The organism is Vibrio sp. 1159, assembly GCF_033340395.1.
GTDB classification, from domain to species: domain Bacteria; phylum Pseudomonadota; class Gammaproteobacteria; order Enterobacterales; family Vibrionaceae; genus Vibrio; species Vibrio alginolyticus.
In genome coordinates this window covers 1-21,030 of sequence record NZ_JAWOWL010000018.1, presented here as the reverse complement: position 1 = coordinate 21,030, position 21,030 = coordinate 1, and the positions used below count along the sequence as shown (strand labels likewise).

At 43.2% G+C, this 21,030-nt stretch carries 20 protein-coding genes and 1 other RNA gene; 9 read left to right on the top strand and 12 right to left on the bottom strand.

The annotated features are described in order from the left end of the window. Positions 1–39 precede the first annotated feature (39 nt). The 6 genes from tadA to R7127_RS14870 form a co-directional block, all read right to left on the bottom strand. Positions 40–549 (bottom strand): tRNA adenosine(34) deaminase TadA, encoded by a 510-nt coding sequence (gene tadA / locus R7127_RS14895; protein ID WP_373924694.1) that lies wholly within the window; start codon positions 547–549, stop codon positions 40–42. A gap of 251 nt (positions 550–800) precedes the next feature. Beyond that, positions 801–2,360 (bottom strand): AbgT family transporter, encoded by a 1,560-nt coding sequence (locus tag R7127_RS14890; RefSeq protein ID WP_017635695.1) that lies wholly within the window; start codon positions 2,358–2,360, stop codon positions 801–803. A 288-nt stretch (positions 2,361–2,648) separates the two neighbouring features. Beyond that, positions 2,649–3,059: a prepilin-type N-terminal cleavage/methylation domain-containing protein gene (locus R7127_RS14885; protein ID WP_031780848.1), complete on the bottom strand. Its 411-nt coding sequence runs from the start codon at positions 3,057–3,059 to the stop codon at positions 2,649–2,651. Next, complete coding sequence (locus R7127_RS14880; RefSeq protein ID WP_033905827.1) at positions 3,049–4,344, bottom strand: hypothetical protein; 1,296 nt, start codon at positions 4,342–4,344, stop codon at positions 3,049–3,051. The genes R7127_RS14885 and R7127_RS14880 overlap by 11 nt, the downstream gene beginning before the upstream one ends. Continuing rightward, positions 4,344–4,970, bottom strand: coding sequence for a PilW family protein (locus R7127_RS14875; protein WP_033905826.1), 627 nt, complete (start codon positions 4,968–4,970; stop codon positions 4,344–4,346). The genes R7127_RS14880 and R7127_RS14875 overlap by 1 nt, the downstream gene beginning before the upstream one ends. A gap of 8 nt (positions 4,971–4,978) precedes the next feature. Next, a complete protein-coding gene (locus tag R7127_RS14870) occupies positions 4,979–5,494 on the bottom strand; it encodes a GspH/FimT family pseudopilin (protein WP_033905824.1) in 516 nt (171 codons plus the stop codon). Between the two features lie 103 nt (positions 5,495–5,597). On the opposite strand from R7127_RS14870, the gene R7127_RS14865 reads away from it, so the two are divergent. After that, entirely contained in the window at positions 5,598–6,029 is a 432-nt protein-coding gene (locus R7127_RS14865) for a type IV pilin protein (protein WP_053350257.1), read from the top strand. 69 nt (positions 6,030–6,098) lie between these two features. Here R7127_RS14865 and dnaJ read toward each other — a convergent pair whose 3' ends face one another. The 4 genes from dnaJ to grpE form a co-directional block, all read right to left on the bottom strand. Further along, positions 6,099–7,247, bottom strand: a complete 1,149-nt coding sequence (gene dnaJ, locus R7127_RS14860) for a molecular chaperone DnaJ (protein ID WP_005381620.1) — start codon at positions 7,245–7,247, stop codon at positions 6,099–6,101. A gap of 204 nt (positions 7,248–7,451) precedes the next feature. Then, positions 7,452–9,365, bottom strand: coding sequence for a molecular chaperone DnaK (gene dnaK / locus R7127_RS14855; RefSeq protein WP_005381623.1), 1,914 nt, complete (start codon positions 9,363–9,365; stop codon positions 7,452–7,454). A gap of 347 nt (positions 9,366–9,712) precedes the next feature. Then, positions 9,713–10,987, bottom strand: coding sequence for a dicarboxylate/amino acid:cation symporter (locus R7127_RS14850; protein WP_005381625.1), 1,275 nt, complete (start codon positions 10,985–10,987; stop codon positions 9,713–9,715). Between the two features lie 417 nt (positions 10,988–11,404). After that, on the bottom strand, positions 11,405–12,001 hold the full coding sequence (gene grpE / locus R7127_RS14845; protein ID WP_021034134.1) for a nucleotide exchange factor GrpE: 597 nt from the start codon (positions 11,999–12,001) through the stop codon (positions 11,405–11,407). Between the two features lie 146 nt (positions 12,002–12,147). Here grpE and nadK point away from each other — a divergent pair, with 146 nt between their 5' ends. The 5 genes from nadK to bamE all read left to right on the top strand — a co-directional run bounded on the left by nadK (position 12,148) and on the right by bamE (position 17,425). Next, positions 12,148–13,032 carry an NAD(+) kinase gene (nadK, locus tag R7127_RS14840; protein WP_005381631.1) on the top strand — a complete coding sequence of 295 codons (885 nt, stop codon included), beginning with the start codon at positions 12,148–12,150 and terminating at the stop codon, positions 13,030–13,032. 265 nt (positions 13,033–13,297) lie between these two features. Beyond that, on the top strand, positions 13,298–14,488 hold the full coding sequence (locus R7127_RS14835; protein WP_005383752.1) for a DUF3103 domain-containing protein: 1,191 nt from the start codon (positions 13,298–13,300) through the stop codon (positions 14,486–14,488). Positions 14,489–14,654: 166 nt separating this feature from the next. Continuing rightward, positions 14,655–16,319: a DNA repair protein RecN gene (gene recN / locus R7127_RS14830; protein ID WP_005383750.1), complete on the top strand. Its 1,665-nt coding sequence runs from the start codon at positions 14,655–14,657 to the stop codon at positions 16,317–16,319. 21 nt (positions 16,320–16,340) lie between these two features. Further along, positions 16,341–16,823, top strand: a complete 483-nt coding sequence (locus tag R7127_RS14825; RefSeq protein WP_005381636.1) for a GNAT family N-acetyltransferase — start codon at positions 16,341–16,343, stop codon at positions 16,821–16,823. Between the two features lie 242 nt (positions 16,824–17,065). Beyond that, positions 17,066–17,425 (top strand): outer membrane protein assembly factor BamE, encoded by a 360-nt coding sequence (gene bamE / locus R7127_RS14820; protein ID WP_017820585.1) that lies wholly within the window; start codon positions 17,066–17,068, stop codon positions 17,423–17,425. A 101-nt stretch (positions 17,426–17,526) separates the two neighbouring features. On the opposite strand, the gene R7127_RS14815 is transcribed toward bamE, so the two are convergent. Together R7127_RS14815 and R7127_RS14810 are read right to left on the bottom strand one after the other, a co-directional pair. Continuing rightward, the gene (locus tag R7127_RS14815) at positions 17,527–17,886 is read right to left on the bottom strand and encodes an RnfH family protein (protein ID WP_005381640.1); all 360 of its coding nucleotides are present in this window, start codon (positions 17,884–17,886) and stop codon (positions 17,527–17,529) included. Beyond that, positions 17,876–18,319, bottom strand: coding sequence for an SRPBCC family protein (locus R7127_RS14810; protein ID WP_005381641.1), 444 nt, complete (start codon positions 18,317–18,319; stop codon positions 17,876–17,878). The genes R7127_RS14815 and R7127_RS14810 overlap by 11 nt, the downstream gene beginning before the upstream one ends. Before the next feature lie 119 nt (positions 18,320–18,438). On the opposite strand from R7127_RS14810, the gene smpB reads away from it, so the two are divergent. From smpB to R7127_RS14795, 3 genes are all read left to right on the top strand, one after another. After that, positions 18,439–18,924: an SsrA-binding protein SmpB gene (smpB, locus tag R7127_RS14805; protein WP_005381642.1), complete on the top strand. Its 486-nt coding sequence runs from the start codon at positions 18,439–18,441 to the stop codon at positions 18,922–18,924. A gap of 66 nt (positions 18,925–18,990) precedes the next feature. Further along, positions 18,991–19,358: a transfer-messenger RNA gene (gene ssrA / locus R7127_RS14800) on the top strand. 527 nt (positions 19,359–19,885) lie between these two features. Next, positions 19,886–20,371 (top strand): DUF6795 domain-containing protein, encoded by a 486-nt coding sequence (locus tag R7127_RS14795; protein WP_104978839.1) that lies wholly within the window; start codon positions 19,886–19,888, stop codon positions 20,369–20,371. Positions 20,372–21,030 lie beyond the last annotated feature (659 nt).

Here is a 21,030-nt window from a genome sequence, read left to right as displayed (position 1 = left end):
GTGCGTCCAAGCAAACATCTACCACGTTGTAGGTGTTTGCTAGCCCTCACTACTCCCACTACCTTGCTCGCTCTCTCGATTTTCTAATGCTTTTTGTGCTTGCTTCTTCGCTTTAATTTCCTTTCGGCGACGCTTAAAAAACGCTTGTAGCTGAGTGCGGCACTCATCTTCTAGCAGCCCCTTTTCAACTAAGGCGTAATGGTAAGCGGCTTGGCTTTCAAACAAATTAAGCACTGTTCCTGCAGCTCCAGCTTTTAAATCTGGCGCTCCAAAAACAACCCGCTTAACGCGGCTATGCAATAAGGCTCCGGCACACATTGGGCATGGCTCAAGTGTTACATATAACGTCGTATCCAGAAGGCGGTAATTTTCTAGCTTTTGGCCTGCTTTACGCAGTGTTTGGATCTCAGCATGTGCGGTAGCGTCATTAGTACCAATAGAGCGATTCCACCCCTCAGCGATAATTTCACCATCTTTGACAAGCACTGCGCCGACAGGTACTTCCCCCTCAGCTTCTGCTTGTTCGGCAAGCACCATCGCTCTGCGCATAAACAATTCATCTTGAGGGGTAAACGGATGGTTAGACAAAGGAGGCTCCAAAGAAACAAAAATGATTGAAGTCGGGAATTTTATCACCAACTTCGGTTTCACTACAGCGACACATCACGGGACAAAGTTTGCAACTCCAAAAAACTAGTTACAAGACCTATCGATGTTCGTTGTGCGAGAACAAAAAAAGCGCAGATCGAAGACCTGCGCTTTTCGGCTGCCAATTAGTGGCTTTCACACCCTACACGTTTTTACATTGTGTAAGTGTAAGGAGCTTGAATGCCTAGTGGGATACCTACCATCCAATAAGCAACTAGGAAGATAGACCAACCGATCAGCATTGCGATCGAGAATGGCATCATTAGTGACGCAAGCGTACCGATACCAGCCGACTTCACATAACGCTGACAGTAAACCACTACAAGAGGGAAAAATACCATTAGAGGCGAAATGATGTTCGATACAGAGTCACCCACACGGTAAGCCGCTTGAGACAGCTCAGGCGAGATACCAACCGCCATTAGCATTGGCACTAAGATTGGACCAATTAAAGCCCATTTTGCCGATGCCGAACCAATAAGTAGGTTTACAGACGCGGTTAGAAGTATCATACCGATGATGGTCACTTCACCTGGTAGGTTCATCGCTTTTAAGCCTTCTGCGCCATACAACGCTAGCATCGTACCGATGTTTGACTGAGCAAATGCAGATAGGAACTGAGCACAGAAGAACGACATAACAATGTATGCGCCCATGGTTGACATAGTATCAGCCATCGCTTTGATAATGTCGTTGCTGGTCTTGAACGTTCCAGACACTTTACCGTAAACGTAACCAGGAATGATAAACAGAATAAAGATCAACGGCACGATAGACTTCATTATCGGTGCTGAGAAGGCAGTAATTTCACCTTCAGGCGAGCGAAGTGCTGATGTTTCTGGAATTAACGCTGCAACAAGTAAAGCAATACCCGCCATCATTGCCCAACCTGCATAACGGAAAGCTTTTGATTCCAGTTCAGTAAATGAACCTAGGTTTGGCGCGGTTTCCGCATCATCATCAATTGGCATTTTTGATAAACGAGGCTCGATGATTTTCTCTGTCACGTACCAACCAATCCCCACAATAATGATAGAGGATAGGCCAGTGAAGAAGATGTTCGCTAATGGGTTAACCACATATTCAGGATCAAGAACCTGCGCCGCAGTTTGCGTAAAGCCAGCCAATAGCGGATCGATACCTGAAGGGATAAAGTTTGCAGAGAAGCCACCAGATACACCTGCAAATGCTGCCGCAATACCTGCTAAAGGGTGACGACCTGCCGCATGGAAGATAATACCGCCAAGAGGAATAACCAGAACATAGCCTGCATCTGCCGCAGTATGCGATACAATGGCAACCAAAATAAGCATTGGAGTAAGAAGCTTAGCTGGCGTGAAGTTCAGCATCTTCTTAAGACCCGTCGTAATAAAGCCCGAAGAATCTGCAACACCCACACCTAGCATTGCGACAAGTACGATACCCAGTGGCGCAAAGCCAGTAAACGTCGTCACCATGTTAGCAAGGAAACTTGCTAGCGCTTCGCCCGTAAGTAAGTTGGTGATAGTAAGAGCTTCGCCCGTTCGAGGGTTTGGAAGATCGAATGATACATTCGACAAAAGTGCTGACGCCGCCCAAGTAATGATCAATGCCCAGAAGAACAAAATCGCAGGATCAGGGATTTTGTTACCTGTCCTCTCGATAAAGTTTAAAAAGCGCTCCATCCCGCTCGGCTTCGATGATGGTGCTTTATTTACAGCTTGGTTACTCATGGTAACTCCATAGTGAATGATGTTGGTGCCAAGGCCTATTTGAATAATTATAACGACCTACTATCCAACGAGTATTCTAGTAAACACTAATGGAGAAAGCACAAGGTTCTAGATTTTTTTTCATAATTGGAGACATATTTTGCAAAAACACCACTTCAATTAAACATAATAAAAACAGTAGCACATCAACTCAATTAACAGTTCAAAAACCATTTATTAACCGTGAAAAATCCGGTATCAAACAGAAATTACACCCGCATTTGTCTCAGCCCATGTATGCAATTGAACTTAGTTTTCGAATTCACTGTACTGTGAAATCATAGTTTTCAGCTGAACGGATTGCGTCTGCCCCATTCTATCTTCCCAACTTGTTGTGATGATGATCGTCTTTAGTGAACCTGATACAGTAGCAGGTGGCACATCCCACTCCACCGTGTACGCTCCAGTGGCGGAAGATCCTGTCACGATAGAGGCAAAACTGGCAGTAGAAATCGTAGAAAGCGCATCCGAAGCACCACGCGTTCGGAACCATTCAAGCTGGTTCTCTGTTAGACGCAGTGCTTCAATACTTTTTATGGCATATTCGGATTCGCGTTCTAGATATACGTTTAGCTTAGTTAAACCTAGAGCCCCAACACCGATAAGCAGAAAAGAAATTAGAACTTCAAGAAGGTTAAAACCTTTTTGTTTAGAGATCATTCCAGGAGCCCTTCTTCCAGCGGAAATTAATAATCGGATCAACGACCTCATCGATGTTATCTCGGTTGTAAGCAAAATTTAGAGAGTTAACAAAATAAGCACTGTAACCTGGACTATCTAAGACTTGTCCCCCCGAAAAACTAAATGAGCCACGCTGCAGGTAAACGACTTTATCTAGAGCAAGCGTGGGAAAGTTAGCCGCATCCCCAAAATGATCTTTGGCCTCGAACAAGTTCCAATGTGTATCTAAATCTGTAAGTGAATTAGTCGTAAGTTGATAGAGCATACCAGGGAATGTCATTGAACCATGTACAGCAAAAATACCATCTTGAACCACAAGTAATATTGGAGCTTCTCCAGTAGCGGCAAAAGCTTCATTAAGATAATCAATGCCTCCTTTGATTATTATCCCATCAGAATCATTCTCATACTCTCCAGAGCTATTCTTTTTAGAGGAAGTAAACTCACAGGACCCCGTAACCCAAATATGAGTTTTCCCTGCTGAAATTTGCTCCCCAACTTTCTTTCCACAATCAGTAACGACTTGGTTAGTTGAGTCGTCGTAATCAATCGTAGTAAACCCCCAGCCTGATTTCACCGAGTTCCAGTCACTGCGTTGCTCTCTAAAAATGTCGTAAAATGGCTCTAGGTCTGCATCTTGAATAAAGTCCTCTCCGTAATCTGAGTCAGAAGAGGTCACACTCATATGTTCCGATTTACAATCTATATTGTTGTGAACAAAATCAGCATAAGGAGCAGAACCATGTATAACCCCTTGGTTTGTCGCTCCAGCACGTGAGTGAAATGCATTCTTATAGCGAATAGCAACACACTCCCACCCACTTCCTACAAATTCGCCAGGATCTGGTGTTGAAAATGCGGAGCTACCATTAACGTATAAATCTGTACTACTTTTTAGTGCTCCGGACGCTCTTCCTCTTGAAAGGACAAGTTGTTTTTCAACGGTCCGGCTGGAGTTTGGAGCTGGTTTGCTTAACAGCTTGTTGTCGGGTTCCAATGCTAATTGATGTAAACCTAAAGGTGTTTCACATCGGCTTGAAATTAGTGAAGTTGCAGAAGAAATATCACCGGTACTTTGAACTAAAGAATAGAAACACTCCAATCCCCCTTCTGCAAGCCAATGTTCTTGTCGTGCTTCAATTTGATTGTTGGCACGCTTGATCTGATAAAAAAGAGACTTGTAGCTACCAAGCGACATCATTAATGCCGCAACTAGCAATACACCCACAACTAATAACGCAGCTGCACCTTGTTGTTTCTTCATTACTGCCAGTTCCTTTGCATCGCAGTAAACGACTGCTGCGTGCGAATATCTGTCACGTCTTTCAATTCGGTTCCCAATGTAATGGTCACCAGTGCACTTTTTGCATCAGTGCTTTCTAGCAAATCACTAGTCAGGTCAAATCGATTAACGTGAATAACTTTTTTATCAAAGAGAGTGTTACATGAGCCTGTGCCTGCAAGGTTGACCACGTCATTAACATCCCATATCGTTATTTGCTTTTTTTCACACACAAATAGCGACTCTGGCGTATTAACTCGTTGCTCATAAGCCACGTTTTTATATAAAGGAGCAGAGCCAGAAACACCTATGTAATAGGCGTAAGCAATTAGCCCTCTATCAACATCATCAAGAGTGTAAATTGTGTTCGCTGAGCCCGATATTTTTATAGAATGACCATTGTTACCGTCAAAACCAGCACGCTGAATGTCGCTCTTGAGCATCTGCACGACACTTTCAGAATTCTGTAACAACATTAACTCTTTCGAACGCTCCATTATCACTCGTTGACCACTCACATAGATTGACCCCACTGTCGCAAGAGAAATAAGCCCAAGCACAGATGCGATCATAAACTCAATAAGGCTCGCCCCTTTTTGTTTAAACATAGCCATCCTTAAGAGCAAGTTGAATAACCGTAATATTCTGTGCCGCTGTTATCACTACATACTCTTACGCGGGCTGATAAAGTATGAGAAATGAGTTTTAAGGCTTTTGATGATTCACCAACAGGATGAAACTTCAAGTTTCCTGATGATGGTCGACCATGGACATCGTCGAAGCTGATTTGATCGGAAGCATAGCTCGGGGTAACGACAATACCGTAATACGGCTTACCTGATAAAGAGAACAACACAGTCCCAGCTCCCTCAGCTCCGTTATCTGTCAAATCAATACGCCAGTTTCCGTCACTGGATGAGCTCCCAGACATGATGATGTGTGCCCAAAGTCTTTCACGCCGTAATACTGCTTCAGACTTGCCTTCAATAACAAAGCCATGCAATTCATTAGCTAAGCGCTGCATTTTGTTGGTTTCAAAGACATTCTTGAAAGATGGTGCAGCTGTAGCCAATAAAGCACTCAGTACAGCAACAGTAATAAGAAGCTCCAACAACGTAAACCCGCGAGGCATTTCCCAAATTCCTATGTAAACGGCAAAAGGGCCGTAATTCATCTTGCACAGATGCTATCACCTGCCAAAAATAGGCGGAAAAGTGAAAAGGAAACTACTCGTGATGATTCGAATTTCTCGTTGTAACGGCTACAAAAAAGGATTGAGAGGGATGACATTGATCGAATTACTGGTAGCTGTAGTGATTGTCGGGATCATTGCTGCGATCGCCTACCCTTCTTACACTAATCATGTAATCAAGTCTCATAGGACGGTTGCCTTGAGCGATCTTAGTCGAATTCAGCTAGAGCTAGAGACATCTTATGATGGTGGGTACGACTGGAGTCATATTCTCTCTGGAGGCACATGCACTCTATGTGACTCAGACACAAATAGATTTTCTTTCGATATTGCGAGCTCTGCAAGTACGGCCTATACCATTACAGCAACAGCAAAATCGTCTCTGGGACAAGACGACGACGAGTGCTTGACTGGTTCTAAAACGATTACTTTAACGTCAACAAATGTCGAAGAACCAAGTGATTGCTGGAATTAGGAAGAACACCGAGATGCAAAAAGGCCTGCATTTTAGCAGGCCTTTGTATGTGTGCTTTTCGCTAACGTCTTAGCTGGTTAAATCATCAAAGAACTTTTTCACACCGTTGAAAAAGCCTTCTGATTTAGGCTTGTGCTTTGTCGCCGCTTCACCACCACAAGACTCTTCAAACTCTTTGAGCAGTTCTTTTTGGCGTGAGCTTAGATTTACTGGTGTTTCGACAACCAACTTCACAATAAGATCACCAACACCGCCACCGCGAACGCCTTTCACACCTTTACCACGCATACGGAACATACGACCTGTTTGCGTTTCTGAAGGCACTTTTAGGCTTACGCGACCATCTAGGGTTGGTACTTCAACTTCACCACCTAGAGCTGCCATCGCAAAGCTTACTGGCACTTCACAGTATAGGTTGTTGCCATCACGCTCGAAGATATGGTGCTCTTTCACGTGCACTTGTACATACAAGTCGCCAGCAGGCGCCCCCATTTCTCCCGCTTCACCTTCGCCAGATAGGCGAATACGATCGCCAGTATCAACACCTGCCGGGATCTTAACGTTAAGTGTTTTTGTTTTCTGCTTACGACCTTGACCATGACACTCATTACAAGGGTCTTTAATGATTTTACCTTTGCCGTGACAGGTAGGACAGGTTTGTTGCACTGCGAAGAAGCCCTGGCGCATCTGTACTTGACCATGACCATGACAGGTACCACATGTTTCAGCAGATGAACCTTTCTTCGCGCCACTACCATCACAGGTATCACAGTGTACTAGTGTCGGTACTTCGATCTCCTTCGTTACACCACGAACCGCTTCTTCTAGCGTCAATTCCATGTTGTAACGTAGGTCAGCACCTCGCTGGGCACGGTGGCCACCACCGCCACGACGACCACCACCAAAGATGTCACCGAATACATCGCCAAAGATGTCGCCGAAATCAGCACCGCCGCCGCCAAAGCCGCCGCCACCGAAACCACCGCCGCCTTGTTCAAAAGCAGCATGACCGTATTGGTCGTACGCCGCTTTCTTTTGAGGGTCGGTCAGAACTTCGTACGCTTCTTTTACTTCTTTAAACTTGTCCGCCGCAGAATCATCACCCTGGTTTCGGTCTGGGTGGAATTTCATCGCTAGACGCTTATACGCCTTTTTGATATCGCGCTCTGAGGCATCACGGCTTACGCCTAACACTTCGTAAAAATCACGTTTTGACATGTTCTTCGTCACCAGTTAATTACTACAAACGGCATCGATTCACCGCTTGGTGTTTGTATCGTTCTAGGTAAGTGCACTTGTCTGCAACATACTTAACTAGAAAGACAGCGTTTACAAACAGACGGGCGTAAGAGTTGCCCCAAACGCCCGCACACGAAGTCTTATCGACCCCAGATGGCTATGCAACCATCTGGTTAAGAAATATTATTTCTTGTCGTCTTTAACTTCTTCGAACTCAGCATCTACAACGTCGTCTTCTTTAGACTGTGCACCTGCGTCAGCACCTTGTGCTTGCTGCGCTTGAGCTTGTTGTTGAGCGATTTCCATCAGCTTTTGAGAAGCAGTCATTAGTGCTTGAACTTTAGCATCGATAGCTTCTTTGTCTTCGCCTTTACGTGCTGTTTCTAGCTCAGAAATTGCTGCTTCAATCTTCTCTTTCTCTTCTGCAGGTAGCGCTTCACCAGCTTCTTCTACTTGCTTACGAGTACCGTGAATCATTTGGTCAGCTTGGTTACGTGCAGTTGCTAGCTCTTCGAACTTCTTGTCCGCTTCTTTGTTAGCTTCTGCTTCTTGAACCATTTTCTCGATGTCTTCATCGCTTAGACCGCCAGAAGCTTGGATAGTGATCTTCTGCTCTTTACCAGTCTGCTTGTCTTTCGCAGATACGTGTAGGATACCGTCCGCATCAAGGTCAAACGTAACCTCGATTTGTGGCATACCACGTGGTGCAGGCTGGATGCCTTCTAGGTTAAATTGGCCTAGAGACTTGTTGTACATCGCTTGCTTACGCTCACCTTGTAGAACGTGGATAGTTACCGCGCTCTGGTTGTCTTCCGCTGTAGAGAAAACTTGGTTCGCTTTAGTTGGGATAGTTGTGTTCTTCTCAACTAACTTAGTCATCACGCCACCCATTGTCTCGATACCTAGAGACAGTGGAGTTACGTCTAGTAGTAGTACGTCTTTAACGTCACCAGCAAGTACACCACCTTGAACTGCAGCACCCATTGCTACTGCTTCGTCAGGGTTTACGTCACGGCGCGCTTCTTTACCAAAGAACTCAGCAACTTTCGCTTGAACCATTGGCATACGAGTCTGACCACCAACTAGGATTACGTCAGTGATGTCGTTTACTGATAGGTCAGCGTCAGCTAGAGCTACTTTTAATGGCTCAAGAGAGCGTTGTACTAGGTCTTCAACTAGAGATTCTAGTTTTGCACGAGTCACTTTAATGTTCATGTGCTTAGGACCAGTTGCATCTGCAGTAACGTAAGGTAGGTTTACGTCTGTTTGAGAAGTAGAAGAAAGCTCGATTTTCGCTTTCTCTGCTGCTTCTTTAACACGCTGCATTGCTAGTGGGTCGTTCTTAAGGTTGATGCCTTGCTCTTTGTTGAACTCATCAACCAAGTAGTTGATTAGACGGTTATCAAAGTCTTCACCACCTAGGTGAGTATCACCGTTAGTTGCTAGAACTTCGAATGTTTTCTCGCCTTCAACTTCATCAATTTCGATGATTGAAATATCGAATGTACCACCACCAAGGTCGTATACCGCGATAGTGCGATCGCCGCCCTTCTTATCAAGACCGTAAGCTAGCGCAGCTGCTGTTGGTTCGTTGATGATACGTTTAACTTCTAGACCTGCGATACGGCCAGCATCTTTTGTCGCTTGACGCTGAGCATCGTTAAAGTAAGCAGGTACTGTGATAACTGCGCCAGTTACTTCCTCACCAAGGAAGTCTTCAGCAGTTTTCTTCATTTTCTTAAGAACTTCAGCAGAAACCTGAGGAGCTGCCATTTTTTGGCCTTTCGCTTCTACCCAAGCATCACCGTTGTCAGCCTTAACGATTTTGTAAGGCATGATTTCGATGTCACGCTGAACTTCTTCGTCTTCAAAACGACGACCGATTAGACGCTTAATTGCAAATAGCGTGTTTTCTGGGTTAGTTACTGCTTGACGTTTCGCTGGTTGACCTACTAGCGTCTCACCGTCAGTGTAAGCAATAACCGATGCAGTAGTACGTTCGCCCTCTGCGTTTTCAATTACACGTGGTTTGTCGCCGTCTAATACAGCAACACATGAGTTAGTAGTACCTAAGTCAATACCAATGATTTTACCCATCTGGCTATCTCCGAATAAATTCTATTTTCGTTTGGTTATAACCCCAATGTGGGGGGAGGAGAATCGGGTTTCAACCCTTGCTCACAAACAAAAATAATCAATGTTTGCTTCTCTATGCCACATAGATAAGGGCGGCAAAATGCTTTTCAAGGGCAGAATTAAAAAAAAGCGTCTTTTTTCGAAATTTATGTGTTTCTTTCTGATTAGTTGGGAACTCGTCACACTGCTGTAGCGCAACAAAACGTCATTTCCCAGATAAATTTATTTATGTCCGACTCTTCCTAAATAAAAAACGAGCTCATAAGAGCTCGCTTCAATATTAGGGTTAAAATAAATGATTCAAGGTATTAGGCGTTCGCTTGAGCAGGCTCAGCATCAACACCTTCTTCTTTACCTATCTCACCTTCTGTTTTTGCAACAATGGTGTTCACTGCCGTGTCGCCGACAACGTTAGATGATGTACAGAACATATCATTAATACGGTCGACCGCTGCAATGATTGCCAAACCTTCAGGTGGTAAACCTAGTTGGTGAAGCAAAACGCCTACCATTACCACGCCGCCCCCAGGAACGCCGCCAGCACCAATAGATAACAGAAGAATAGTTAAGCCAAGTGTGAAGATGTCTGCGGTGTTAATTGGCTGGCCAAAAGCGTTCGCAACAAACATCGTTGCTAGAGCAATATAGATAGACACACCAGACATATTCATCGTTGCGCCCAGTGGTACACCGAAGCCAGCAACCGATTTAGAGACCTGAAGCTTTTCTGTCAGTGTGCGCATCGTTACCGGGATAGTCGCGTTTGAGCTCGCGGTAGATAGAGAGAAAAGAATCTGCTCACGAGTTGCACGTAGGAAAGTCTTTGGAGAAGTTCCTGTCGCAATACTCACTGCCATTGGGTAGAAGAAGAAGATCCAAAACACCAACATCGCAACCACCAAAGCCACGTAACCGGCAACGGACATTAATGTATTGGCGTTTAGCGTTGCACCTAGTTGAATCATTAGTGCGAACACACCATATGGTGCAAGACTCATCACTAATCCAACCAATTTCATCATGATTTCATTTGCCATTTTGAATGTGCGAATAGCTGGGCCACCACGAGAATCCAAAGCTTGAATTGCAAGCCCCGTCAAAATTGCCATAAAGATGATTTGCAGCATGTCGCCGCTAGCAAACGCTTGTACAGGATTGCTAGGAACAATGTTAACAACTAAAGAGAAAATGTCCGGCGTCTCTGTCGTTGTCAGCTGTACAGCCTCAGATACCGTTCCTGCTAGATTAGCGCCCGCTCCTGGCTGGAAGATCAAGCCGACAGTCAAAGCCGCCGTAATCGCAATGATGGTGTTAAGAATGTAAAGGGTAAAAGTTTTTCCACCAAGACGACCAAATGCACTGATGTCTTTCAAGTCAACAATGCCGCATACGATTGAAACGTAAACTAAAGGAACAACAAGCAATTTGATCAGTGAGACGAACATGCCGCCAACACCTTCTGCTGCTCCAAGTAGGTATGTATCAAAAATCGCAATACCGCTAAATAAGTACTGAATTGCTGTCCCCAGCACAAGGCCGGCAAACAAGCCTATAAAAATCTTACTAGAAAGCGATTTATCCATTATAAATCTCCGATATGTTGTGTTTACTATTTACATTTTTGTAGTTATATATGCTTACTTTTAAAGCATTAGTCGCAAATCATACACACCGAAGTTACAAAATAAAGTGATAATTTACATTTTTGTTAACGAAATTGTTTTAGAAAAAATGACTATATTTACATTCCTATGCAGAACAAACATTCACACAGCGAATGATTACAATCACTTATAGCCCTTTCCGTTAATAAACACGCAGCGAGATGAGAGAAAATCTCCTATAGGAAAATAATTAACCAATAGGAAAAAATATGAAGGGGATCAAATTTTCATTTATCGATATACAACTAAGTTCGATGCAGTCATTTATGTTTAAAACAAAAAAGCGCCCATCAAAAATGATGGGCGCTTTTATATTAAAAAAACAGGGAGTTAAAGTTACTTAGCAACCATTACCATTGCCGGACGAATCACACGACCGTTTAGTTCGTAACCTTTTTGCATAACAAACATAACAGTGTTTGATTCATGATCAGGGCTCTCCTGAATCGACATCGCTTGATGGAACTCTGGATTGAATGCTTCACCTTCAGGGTTGATTGCTTTCAAGCCAAATTTCGCGACAACGTCTACAAACGTTTTATGTGTTAGTTCAACGCCTTCTAGGAACGGCTTCACAGTTTCATTCTCTGTATCTGCCGCTTGAATTGCACGCTCTAGGTTATCAATAACAGGAAGCAGCTCTTCTGCAAACTTGTTCAACGCAAACTTACGTGCTTTATCGATCTCTTGCTCAGTGCGACGACGCATGTTTTCTACTTCAGCTTTAGAACGCAACACCGCATCTTGTTGCTCTTTTACTTTTGCCTCGCTAGACAATAGTGCCGCTTCTAGTTGAGCAATCTTAGCGTCTGTCTCATCACCAAGCTCTTCAAGCTCAGCTTCAACTTCTTGTGCTTCAGCTTCTACTTTTTCAGCCTCTTCGATGATTTGATCAAGCTCTTCTTCTGTAACTTTGTTTTCTTCGTTGCTCATGATATCTCCAGAATTCAACATAATGCCCTTAAAGCCATGCGCGTTTTTGCGGGCTTTAACCACATAAAAATTCGCATATTTAGGTGACTTGCCATTATTATGGGGATGAAGATTCCTGATTCAAGCCTCTTTAATGCGGAAATGCTATGAAAAATCCATGTAACGTGATCGCGATTATCGGAAAACCAAGAGATCAACAAGCAATTCAAACTCATAAAGAGTTGTACCAATGGTTGACTTCTGAGGGCTATAAAGTATTCATTGACGATCGCCTTGCCGCAATACTGGATGATATCCCACAGAGTCAGTTTGCTAGCTTAGTTGAACTAGGAAAAAATGCCGATCTAGCCATTGTGGTTGGTGGCGATGGCAACATGTTAGGTGCGGCAAGAATTTTATCCCGATTTGATGTGCCAGTTATAGGCGTGAACCGTGGAAATTTGGGCTTCTTAACTGACTTGAACCCAGACGACTTCCAAGCGTCTCTGCAAGCGGTACTCGACGGTGAGTATATTGAAGAGGAACGTTTTCTTTTAGAGGCGGAAGTACACCGCCACGGACAAATAAAGAGCCATAACGCTGCGCTAAACGAAGCCGTACTTCACCCAGGGCAAATTGCCCATATGATTGAATTTGAAGTGTACATAGATGAAAGCTTCGCCTTCTCTTTACGGGCCGACGGTTTGATTGTCTCCACTCCGACTGGCTCGACGGCATATTCACTTTCTGGCGGCGGCCCAATTCTTTCTCCTAGCTTGAATGCCATTTCACTCGTGCCAATGTTCCCTCATACATTGTCGAGTCGACCTTTGGTGGTTGATGGAAAACGTCGAATTAAATTGGTGGTATCACCAGAAAACCGTGGAACACAAGAAGTTAGCTGTGATGGACAAGTCTCACTTCCAGTTACCCCTGGCGACGAAATTCACATCTATCAAAGTCCAAATGTACTAAAGCTCATCCATCCAAAAGACTACAGCTACTATCACGTCTTACGGAATAAGCTTGGCTGGTCTAGTAAATTGTTCTAACACTTGTTACTCAGGGTAATAACTTCAATAAAAAAGCCAGCAGCTCAATTGCTACTGGCTTTTGGCTTTCTTAGACAAGAAATAGACACAAAGTAGTGAGGCGACACGATATTTGTCATCATTAAAGAGAAGCTTATAAATTTTGATCCTGTGGGCAAACTTTACACAAAAGATAGAAAAGCAAATTCAATGATCTATGTCCGGTGATATTCTCACCATGAATAGAGTATTAACTCTATTTCATACAATCAATAAAGGACATATTATGAAGAAAACCATCATTCTGTCTGTTCTCAGTACATTAGCACTTATTGGCTGCCAATCAGAGGAAACGCAAGTCAACAGTGTATCCAACGCAAAAGCGGAAGATATCACTAAGACGAAGCGTGCCCTAGCTCAACAATTGAGTGAGAATTATGCTGCCATTGAACCCATGCTGAGAAGAGATATTACTCCGCAACAGACTAACGTGTCTGTATCAGCATTTGTTAAGCAAAACCCTAACTCAGAGTTCAGCCGCCAGCTTGTACAAGCTGACACTCAAATTCGTAGCTGGAAAGGTATTTCTGAATACTCTGATCAGTTGTTAGAAGTTCGCTTGGCAAATGAAGCCATGATAACAGCATGGCAAAGTGGCGAGGTCGAGCCATTATTTGCATTTGAACCAAGTGGTGATGATGAGAATTGGCAATACATCGAAGCATTTGATGTTTATGGCAACATCCATCAACTCGATGTTTACCAGCTCCCTGAGGTACCTGTACTTGTCGTTGATAACAATAGCTCTGCAGAGCTAAAAGCAGGCTTGCAAGCTATGCAAGCTGAGATGAAAAAACTCGGTCAACCAGCTTTAGTTCAACCATATATTGCTGATGAACAACGCCAAAATACACCGCTATTGTCAAGTAGCGCAGTGGGCGAAGCGGCTCCAATTCAAACCACGCAGTTGAAAAAGATCCGTCTAGCCGATGACAAAGAACCTTGGATCTCTGGCAAGGCAGAAATCTACGCTATCGTAACGGGCGTCAATCCAAGTCGTGATGAACCTACTCTCGATTTGGTGGAGCTTCCATACTTAGACTACGATAACCAAGATTACTATCCAAATCAGATCATTATTCACTGGTCTCGTTACCGCTGGGGTGCGGCAGACATTGTGCTCATGGAGCAAGATGACGGCACAGACTATAAACAATTGGCAAAACTCCTTGTTCAAGTTGCCGAAGAAGTATTGAAAGCGATTCCAGATCCAGAAGTTCAGGCTTACGCGATTATTCCGCAAATCACGAACAAGATCATCGACACTATCCCCGATGGTGTACTCACGAATGATGATGACTTCGTCGACGTTTACTACACTCTAATGCAAGATACTTCATACGTAGATCACCCAGGTGCAGGTGTGAATGCAGTCGTCACACTAGAACCACTAACGATTAACCCAACTCGTCCGTAACCTGTTCAATTTTAATGAGTCGTTGTAATCACATCGGCTCATTTTTCCCACTTCATCACAAAAAAACAGCCTACAAAGAAAATTTTCCCTACCTGACTTTACTGTATAAAGAAACAGTATATACTGTTCTCTTATACAGTATTGTTCAGTTATACAGGTAAATAAAATGCTGGCTCATCTAAGTGTTAATAATTTTGCGATTGTTAAGTCTTTACAACTCGAGCTTTCTAAGGGCATGACCACCATTACAGGTGAAACAGGCGCGGGTAAATCCATTGCTATCGATGCTTTAGGGCTCTGCTTAGGCGGACGAGCCGATGCCGGCATGGTGCGACAAGGTGAAGAGAAAACCGAAGTTAGCGCCGCTTTTTTATTGGACAACAACTTACATGCAACACGTTGGTTAGAAGATAACGATCTGCTAGATGGCAGTGAGTGTATTTTGCGTCGTATTATCACAAAAGAAGGCCGCTCAAGAGCCTTCATTAATGGCAGCCCTGTTCCACTATCACAACTCAAATCTCTAGGGCAGCTACTTATCAATATCCATGGGCAGCACGCTCATCATCAATTGATGAAAAGTGAGCACCAAATGGCCATGCTCGACCAATATGCTGGGCATTTAAACCTACTAAAAAGCACACGAAGTGCTTACCAGCATTGGCGTCAGGCGGATAATAACCTCAAGCAGCTAAAAGAAAATAGCCAGCAAAACCAGGCGCAAAAACAGTTGCTTGAATACCAAATCAAAGAACTGAATGAGTTATCGCTAGGTGAAGAAGAATTTGCAGAGCTCGAGCAAGAGCATAAACGACTATCCAACAGTGGTGAACTCGCCACTACCTGTCAGCAAGCCATCGAACTTATTTACGAAGGTGAAGAAGTCAATGCGCTTGGTATTTTGCAATCGGCCAATCACTCCCTAATTCAATTAGCCGAATTAGATGAAAAGCTATCTGAGCTACCTAACATGCTGTCAGAAGCGATGATTCAACTTGAAGAAACGAAGAATGAATTACGCAGCTACTTAGATGGCATCGATGTTGATCCAGCTCGTATGGCTTATGTAGAAGAACGTTTTTCTAAAGTGATGTCTGTAGCTCGTAAACACCACGTAATGCCAGAAGAACTCTACCAGCATCATCAAGATCTTCTGGCCCAAGTAGAAGCGTTAGATTGCTCCGATGAACGTTTAGATGAACTTGCTCAAGAAGTAGAACACAAGTACCAAAGCTTTCTAACACAAGCAGAAAAACTGCACAAATCACGCAGCCGTTACGCAAAAGAACTGAACAAACTGATCACACAAAGCATGCACGAATTGAGCATGGAGAAAGCAGTATTCAGTATCGAAGTTAGCAATGACAACACGCACCCATCGCCGCTTGGCATGGACAGCGTGTGCTTCTTAGTATCGACCAACCCGGGACAACCATTGCAACCTATAGCAAAAGTTGCGTCAGGCGGTGAGCTATCACGTATCTCTCTAGCTATCCAAGTGATCACCGCTCAGAAAGTAGATACACCAAGTTTAATCTTCGATGAAGTGGACGTAGGTATTAGTGGCCCAACAGCTGCCGTAGTGGGCAAAATGCTACGCAAGCTTGGCGAATCTACTCAAGTATTGTGTGTCACTCACCTCCCTCAAGTTGCCGGATGCGGCCATCAACAAATGTTTGTTGCTAAGCAAACCAAAGCAGGCCAAACCGAAACCCAAATGCACGCATTAGATGAACAACAACGTGTGGCAGAATTAGCTCGCTTACTTGGTGGTAGTCAAATAACCGACTCAACGTTGGCAAACGCAAAAGAACTGCTTATCGCCGCTTAATAAATCGACAAGGGATGAGATATGGATATCAGAGCAATACACAAAACCAACTGCTTAGATCTCATCCCTATTTTTATTGAGTTAGAACATTACTACTTCAAAGAAAAAGCTTCATCAAAACACGATCTGGTCCATTATCTAAAGAGCCAAGTCTTCTCTGAACATTCTGGTGTTAATATCATTGCGGTTTACGATAATGATGACGTCGTAGGCTTTGCATCTTATACCGTCATGTTCCCTGCCCCAAAACTCTCAGGGCAGATGTACTTAAAAGATCTGTTCGTATCTTCGAAGGTTCGAGGAAAAGGGGTTGGTCTCAAGTTAATGAAGTATCTGGCATCTTTGGCGATCAAGTGTGGATGCCAAAGGTTGGACTGGACAGCTGAAAGTAGTAACCCTACCGCAGGTCAGTTTTACCGCTCAATTGGTGCAACACTAATTCATGAAAAAGAGTATTATCGTTTTTCAGGTGATGCATTACGCGAATTCGCCAAAACCGACTAACGAGTCACTAGGCTTGGCTCACCGCTGAAAGCGTCCATCACCCTATCTCCGATTGAAATGTGCTCTTCGTCACCTAACTAATACGTCATGTGGTGACATTTACCGCCTAATATCGGTGAATAAATGCAACTCAACTCAAAATTCGTTGTCAGATTGTCTACCATACGACGCATAGCTTTTTACATCTGCGTCGAGCTTGTTTATTATCAGCGCAGTATTTTAAAGGTTACTAAGAAATTATTATGCAATTAAAGAAGTGGTTAGTTGCCGTACCATTAGCAATGACATTGCTGACAGGATGTTCGGTATTGGAAAGACTGGTTTATCGTATTGATATCAACCAAGGCAACTATGTAGAACAAAGTGCGGTTGATAAATTAAAGTTTGGGATGACTAAAGCACAGGTTCGCTTCGTATTAGGGTCGCCAATGCTTATTGAAAACGGCTATCCAAACACTTGGTATTACATCTATCATCATACTCCTGGCCATGGCGAACCAGTACAGAAAGATCTGATTGTAAACTTTAATGACCAAGGCACACTCGCAGACATCAGTGGTGACTTTCCAAAAAGTGACGCATTTTACGAGCAAATTCAGTAAACTGACTTTTGCAAAAAAACCTCCCGTTTGGGAGGTTTTTTATTATATAGAAATCACGTTAGTCAAACTTTGAGTAACTCACATGAGCTATTGGGTTTATATTAATCCTGCTTATTTTTACGTACAGAACTAGGCTTGCCACCGGTGACTGGGTCTGCACTTCCCTCGGCTTTAGCCTGCTCCGCCCTTTTACGGCGAATCTCTTTCGGATCGGCGAGTAACGGACGATAAATCTCTATTCGGTCTCGATCTCGAACGGTCGCATCCAACTTCACGTTACGACTAAACACACCCACTTTGTTCTTGGACAAATCAATTTCAGGGTACAACTCCAATACACCGGATTGTCGAATGATCTCTTCTACCGTTGCGTGATTATTTACCACTAAGTTAAATACACGCTGTTCATGAGGAAGAGCATAGACAACCTCAACGTGAATCATATCTGACTCAATACTCATAACACTCGTAGACCTGTTTTGCGCGTTTAGTAAATGCATTTACCATATTACTAGTAAGCTCGTTAAAAATCTTACCGAAGGCCATCTCAATCATTTTACTTGAGAATTCAAACTCAAGCTTTAGTTCAACCTTGCAAGCTTGCTCATCTAGCGCGGTAAAAATCCAACCACCACGCAACGTCTTAAACGGGCCATCCACCAAGTTCATCATAATTGCCTGACCGGGGATCAACTCATTTGAAGTCGTAAACGTTTTGCTGATTCCAGCCTTCGCCACATCGACAGAAGCCACCATACCATTCCCCGAAGACTCAATGATTCTAGAGCCCGAGCAACCAGGCAGAAATTCAGGGTATTTAGCAACATCATTAACCAGATTGAACATCTGTTCGGCGCTAAAAGACACAAGCGCAGAACGGCTGACTTGCTTCATACATACTCCTATCGATACATGTACAGATTTAAAGCTACTCGCCAATTTTACTTTTATTCCACGATTGCGCAAATAAAAGGATTTCCTATCCGATATCCAACCCGTATAATGACGCTATTATGGCAAAGAAAAAAACGAAACAAAAAGCGGGTAGCAATACTATCGCGCTGAATAAAAAAGCTCGCCACGAGTATTTCATCGATGATGAAATCGAAGCTGGCTTGGAGCTCCAAGGTTGGGAAGTGAAAGCCCTTCGCCAAGGTAAAGCCAATATTTCTGAAAGTTACGTATTTATGCGTGACGGTGAAGCCTTTGTGAGTGGCATGACAATCACTCCTTTAAATCAGGCATCGACACACGTTGTGGCGAATCCTACACGTGTGCGTAAACTACTAATGAGTCGTCGTGAGCTGGATAATCTATTCGGACGTGTAAACCGTGAAGGTATGACATTAACGGCCCTCTCACTGTACTGGTCTCGCTCTTGGGTGAAACTAAAAATTGGCGTAGCAAAAGGTAAAAAGCTGCACGATAAACGTACGGATCTAAAAGAAAAAGACTGGGCAAGAGAAAAAGCACGCGTAATGAAGAGCGCGCTGCGTTAATCTTGACCACTTAAACGCATAGTACTGGACAGCCAATGCTTTTCTGTTACTATGCGAATATTACCTGGGGCTGATTTAGGATTCGACGGGAATTCAGAAGTCTGAGGTGCATGCCGAGGTGCGGTAGGCCTCGTTAACAAACCGCAAAAAAATAGTCGCAAACGACGAAAACTACGCACTAGCAGCTTAATAACCTGCTAAGAGCTCTCTCGCCCTAGCTTCCGCACGTAAGACGGGGATCAACGAGGGATCAAACCCAAACGCGCTAGCCCGGATTCTCCCGCCTGAGAGATGAACGGCGAATTTTAATTCAGGCTAGTCATTCATTAGCGTGTCGGTTCGCAGGTGGGTGGCGAAATTAAAGATCGACTAAGCATGTAGTACCAATGATGAACGGTTTTCGGACGCGGGTTCAACTCCCGCCAGCTCCACCAAACGTTTGGAAAAGGCCACCTTCGGGTGGCCTTTTTTGTATCAACTAAAATAGTCTCTTTTTTCAAACATTCATGCTTTCTGAAATCTTACTACATGGATTACCGCATACCTTTGGCCCATGTAGGTTTACAAACTCGTTGAGTATTAATCAGTAAACAAGAAGTTCATAAGTACTAATCAAAAAGGCAGAAAGCATGGTACTAAAAGCCCTGCAACTTAAAAGTCTTCTGCTTACCTATCCTTTCTAAGAGATAACTAGATCTAAGTCTAAAGTCTATACTCATCTCCCTCGATGAATTGATTGATGTATTCATTGTTAGTCCCTACTCGCTTGTTTCATTACAACTCTATAGATGTAATGACTACAAACAGTAGTTACAAAAAATAATGTAACTCTAATCACAAAGTTAACCTTAGATATTGAACAGAAACACAACATATATAGATTTTTAAATTTCAAAATGAAAATATTGTTGTGAAAAATTAAGTTGCTGGAATTATTACAGTCATATTAGTGAGCATTGTAATGAATTTTGAAGAAAGTAAATTGAATGACGAACACGTTAATCAATACACACCGAAAATCAATGGTGTGTTAACAAAGAAAGGAAAACCACTTAGTAGCCTGAAGGTTAGCCTTAGTATTGGTTTAAGCATGTCAGGGAAATCAATAGACTTATCAACATTCACAGACAGTACTGGTCGCTTTGAGTTTTCTCCAGTCTATGAAAATAAAGACGTCATAAGCACTCCTCTCATTGATCGCTATGTAACTATTGTTTTAGTCGCAGAACTCAGCAATGATGAAAGTACTATTATTTGGGAAGGAAGCTTTGATGGTTATAAAATAGAGGATTACGTAAAAAATAACATGGCTAACCTTGCTTGTGACACTGAGAACCCTCTTAAGTACTTTGCTTTTTCAATTGATGATGAAGAAAACGATGACTACTACGTGAACAGCCAATGTAACTTATTTGGTTATATAGACTCTGACTTGTATGGAAATTAAATAATGCACTCATGATGCAACTCCAGTTCCTATGTCTCCTCTTTGGCCATTTACTCACGGTGGTATTGAGTATCGGCTAGATGGAAGTTCTGGCATCTACTTCTGTGCTCATGGACTAGGAAAAAAATCTGTTCCGGGTTATGTCAATACCGCTACAAGTAATGAGTGGTCGGCACTACAACCCAAATCTCAAGCTTACCTAGAACGCAACGTATTTCTTGACTTCAACAATAGATATAATGCTCGGATGACTGATGGTTGGGTAAGTAAAATAGTCTCTTCAATTTTGACCTTACTAAGAATTTCAGGTCTGGGTCATATAATACAACAAATAGCAACTGTAGGCCTTACTGCTTGGGATCAACTAGCTAAAGCTATGGCGTACATCTCAAAACTAAAAAACGAGTATACAGAACACGTTCGCGGTATTTTAGGTCACATGAATGTAATGTCAGGTAGCGCAGCGATCGACCTATCGAGTATTACTTATAGAGTGATAAAACTTTGTTTTTCGAGACTAGTAAGAAGGTTAGATAGTCATGTTAGAAATGCTCTAAATATAGTAGAGTGACAGTAAAAGGCGGCTTTGTTGCGTAATTCGATGGAACTAAATCAAGAAACTACGATCTGAGCGGCTACGCCCATCAATCGTCGTAGCC

Bases quoted from the DNA above. Each gene is read 5' to 3' on its own strand.
- tadA (WP_373924694.1), bottom strand. From the start codon at position 549: ATGCGCAGAGCGATGGTGCTTGCCGAACAAGCAGAAGCTGAGGGGGAA.
- R7127_RS14890 (WP_017635695.1), bottom strand. From the start codon at position 2,360: ATGAGTAACCAAGCTGTAAATAAAGCACCATCATCGAAGCCGAGCGGG.
- R7127_RS14885 (WP_031780848.1), bottom strand. From the start codon at position 3,059: ATGATCTCTAAACAAAAAGGTTTTAACCTTCTTGAAGTTCTAATTTCT.
- R7127_RS14880 (WP_033905827.1), bottom strand. From the start codon at position 4,344: ATGAAGAAACAACAAGGTGCAGCTGCGTTATTAGTTGTGGGTGTATTG.
- R7127_RS14875 (WP_033905826.1), bottom strand. From the start codon at position 4,970: ATGTTTAAACAAAAAGGGGCGAGCCTTATTGAGTTTATGATCGCATCT.
- R7127_RS14870 (WP_033905824.1), bottom strand. From the start codon at position 5,494: ATGCCTCGCGGGTTTACGTTGTTGGAGCTTCTTATTACTGTTGCTGTA.
- R7127_RS14865 (WP_053350257.1), top strand. From the start codon at position 5,598: ATGATTCGAATTTCTCGTTGTAACGGCTACAAAAAAGGATTGAGAGGG.
- dnaJ (WP_005381620.1), bottom strand. From the start codon at position 7,247: ATGTCAAAACGTGATTTTTACGAAGTGTTAGGCGTAAGCCGTGATGCC.
- dnaK (WP_005381623.1), bottom strand. From the start codon at position 9,365: ATGGGTAAAATCATTGGTATTGACTTAGGTACTACTAACTCATGTGTT.
- R7127_RS14850 (WP_005381625.1), bottom strand. From the start codon at position 10,987: ATGGATAAATCGCTTTCTAGTAAGATTTTTATAGGCTTGTTTGCCGGC.
- grpE (WP_021034134.1), bottom strand. From the start codon at position 12,001: ATGAGCAACGAAGAAAACAAAGTTACAGAAGAAGAGCTTGATCAAATC.
- nadK (WP_005381631.1), top strand. From the start codon at position 12,148: ATGAAAAATCCATGTAACGTGATCGCGATTATCGGAAAACCAAGAGAT.
- R7127_RS14835 (WP_005383752.1), top strand. From the start codon at position 13,298: ATGAAGAAAACCATCATTCTGTCTGTTCTCAGTACATTAGCACTTATT.
- recN (WP_005383750.1), top strand. From the start codon at position 14,655: ATGCTGGCTCATCTAAGTGTTAATAATTTTGCGATTGTTAAGTCTTTA.
- R7127_RS14825 (WP_005381636.1), top strand. From the start codon at position 16,341: ATGGATATCAGAGCAATACACAAAACCAACTGCTTAGATCTCATCCCT.
- bamE (WP_017820585.1), top strand. From the start codon at position 17,066: ATGCAATTAAAGAAGTGGTTAGTTGCCGTACCATTAGCAATGACATTG.
- R7127_RS14815 (WP_005381640.1), bottom strand. From the start codon at position 17,886: ATGAGTATTGAGTCAGATATGATTCACGTTGAGGTTGTCTATGCTCTT.
- R7127_RS14810 (WP_005381641.1), bottom strand. From the start codon at position 18,319: ATGAAGCAAGTCAGCCGTTCTGCGCTTGTGTCTTTTAGCGCCGAACAG.
- smpB (WP_005381642.1), top strand. From the start codon at position 18,439: ATGGCAAAGAAAAAAACGAAACAAAAAGCGGGTAGCAATACTATCGCG.
- R7127_RS14795 (WP_104978839.1), top strand. From the start codon at position 19,886: ATGAATTTTGAAGAAAGTAAATTGAATGACGAACACGTTAATCAATAC.